The sequence below is a fragment of the Methanosarcina baikalica genome, assembly GCF_031461075.1.
GTDB lineage: Archaea > Halobacteriota > Methanosarcinia > Methanosarcinales > Methanosarcinaceae > Methanosarcina > Methanosarcina baikalica.
Genome location: NZ_JAVKPK010000126.1, coordinates 1 through 3,052, shown reverse-complemented (window position 1 = coordinate 3,052; position 3,052 = coordinate 1). Strand labels below are relative to the sequence as shown.

The 3,052-nt window shown below is 52.7% G+C and carries 1 rRNA gene; it reads right to left on the bottom strand.

The annotated features are described in order from the left end of the window. Positions 1 to 32: 32 nt before the first annotated feature. Positions 33 to 2,939 (bottom strand): 23S ribosomal RNA (locus RG963_RS16245). Positions 2,940 to 3,052: the final 113 nt, after the last annotated feature.

Here is a 3,052-nt window from a genome sequence, read left to right as displayed (position 1 = left end):
GTGCTGCATATTGAATTTCGCCTGGACCTGGTATGGTGAAAGGAACGGATGGTTAGTTAACGCGGACTGAACACCTCGTTGCCTTGGTGCTTACATCCCGTTTCTATTAAACCGGTCTTTTACCGGAATCCTTAAAGAGGTCTCTTTTTAGGTCAGATTTCGAGCTTAGATGCATTCAGCTCTTATTCCTTAGCGCGTAGCTGCCCGGCGTTGCCTTGTCAGACAACCGGTACACCAGTGGCGCCGCTGCTTGGTTCCTCTCGTACTAAAAGCAGCTTACCCTCAGACCTCTGGCACCTCTAGTAGATAGTAACCGACCTGTCTCACGACGGTCTAAACCCAGCTCACGATCTCCTTTAATAGGCGAACAACCTCACCCTTGGCCGCTGCTGCACGGCCAGGATGGAAAGAACCGACATCGAGGTAGCAAGCTGCCGGGTCGATATGTACTCTTGCCGGCAACGACTCAATTATCCCCGGGGTAACTTTTCTGTCATTTTTGGCCCCCACCAAGGAGGCTCAAAAGTTCGCTAGAACCGACTTTCGTCTCGTCATCCACTGCTGTGCTGAATAACGTCAGGCTGACTTATGCTCTTGCACTCTTCAGCGAGTTTCCGACCCGCTTGAGTCAACCATTGCGCGCCCTTGATATCTTTTCAAGGGCGTCCCGCCCCAGGCAAACTGCCCACCTATCGGGGTCCTCTTCTCAGAGTTAGGGTCGTAGTTCCAGAAGGGTAGTGTCCCAATTGCGACTCCACGGATGCTGGCGCACCCGCTTCGACGTCTCCTACCTACACTGTACATCCAGAACCACAACCCAACGACAGGCTGCAGTAAAGCTCCACGGGGTCTTCACTTCCCCCTAGAGGTCTCTAGACTGTGCACTAGAATGTAAGCTTCACCGGACTCCAGTTAGGGACAGTAGGGCTCTCATTGATCCATTCATGCAAGTCGCCAATTAAGCGACAAGGTACTACGCTACCTTAAGAGGGTCATAGTTACCCCCGCTGTTTACAGGCCCTTCTTCCCGTTGAACCGGGGTTTCAGGTACCTGCACTGAGCAGGATTCAGAGATTGTACTAGCCCTTACGGGTTTGCAATCTCCTATGTTGGTATTAGACAGTTAGAGCCCCCTGGTCACTGCGACCTGCTTTCTACAAAGCAGGCACTCCTTCTCCCGAAGTTACGGAGCTAATTTGCCGAATTCCCTTAACTGAATTACTCCGACACGCCTTAGCCTTTTCAGCTAGGGGCACCAGTGTCAGATCTCGGTACGGACATTTAGCTGTCCTTTTCACGGGTCCCTGGGTGCAGCCGACTTTAGCCATTACAGATTCGCCCGCTTCTCGCCATTACGGCTCTCCACAGGTTTCGCTGCTTAGACGGCGCGACAACGCCGCTCGGCCTGCCCTGAGACGTCAGAGCTTAATGCTAAATGGTACAGGAATATTAACCTGTTTCCCTTTTGGCGTACTCGAGTTACGGTACGTCTTAGGACCGACTAACCCTCGGCTGACGATCATTGCCGAGGAAACCTGGCCCCTTCGGCGGCAAGGATTCTCACCTTGCTTTGCTGCTACTATTACCAGGATTTTCGTTTGTGAACGGTCCACAGGACTTTACAGCCCTGCTTCTGCCCGAACACAACGCCTTCCTACGAGATTACCTTGCGGTACTCCGTGGTATCGGTAGTCGACTTGAGCCCCGTCAATTTTCGGGGCCCCAAACCTCGACTGGTGAGCTGTTACGCACTCTTTGAAGGGTAGCTGCTTCTAAGCTAACCTTCCAGCTGTCTTGGGCTTGGGACGCCCTTTAGTGTTAACACTTAGTCGACACTTGGGGACCTTAACCACGGGCTGGGTTGTCTCCCTTACGGACTACAAGCTTACCCCAGTAGTCCGGACTCCGACCTTCTTAAATGACGGTGGGTTTGGAGTTTGACAGGCGGGTGAGGGATTTCTCCCCCGGAACCGCCAATCAGTGCTCTACTCCACCGACGATCTCCAGTCAGGTCATGCTGCGACATGTTTCGGAAGGAACCAGCTGATGCCGGGTTAGATTAGCATTTCACTACGAGACGCAGGTCACACGAATGATTTGCAGATCAAAACCGCTTGCGGTCCTCCACGTAGCTTTCGCCACGCTTCAACCTGCCCACGCCTAGATCACCCGGCTTCGGGTCGTACCCCGGTGACTCCACGCACTTGTATACGTCGTGCCTCGCCCGTGAGGGTTGCGCACATGTTGCTTTCGCTTCGGCTGCCCAGATAAAAGGTTAGCCATCGCCACCAAGATACACTCCCTGGCCCGTTCTTCAAAACGTAAGATACGACACTGGCAGTGGCGTTCGTACTGCATTCTCGCGAATGTTTCCTTCACGTCAAAGATCCTTTCATGCCGTATCGTTCTATCACTATCAGGTTTCAGGCACTTTGCACCTCCCTTCTCGGGGTACTTTTCAGCGTTCGGTCACCCTACTATTTCGCTATCGGTCTCAAGTAGTATTTAGTTTTGGAGGTTGGTGCCCCCCGGATTCCCGCACGATATCCAACGCACGGTACTCAGGGACATGTTCCGGTCTTCTGGTTTACACCTACGTGACTGTCACACTCTATGGTCTGCCGTTCCAGGCAAGTTTGGTTTTACCGCGAGACGTTTGAACAGCCCTACAACACCACATTTCCCCGAAGGGATTCGGTTTGAACTGTGCCGGTTTCACTCGCCGTTACTAGCGGCATCTCGTTTGATTTCTTTTCCTGCTCCTACTGAGATGTTTCAATTCGGAGCGTTCCCGATCATTACTGATCACTAGGGAGAGGTCCCATTCGGAGATCCCGGGTTCATTGGCTCCATGCACCTACCCCGGGCTTATCGCAGCTTGGCACGTCCTTCATCAGCTCTTGAGCCGAGCCATCCACCTGATAGCATAACTCCTGTTACACCTAACCAGGTCCAGTTAGCGTTCAATATACAGCACCTATACATGACTTCATGCACCTGCGTGTCAACACAGGCAATCCGTCCTTCCCCGAAAATTTACTTTCCGGGTGCA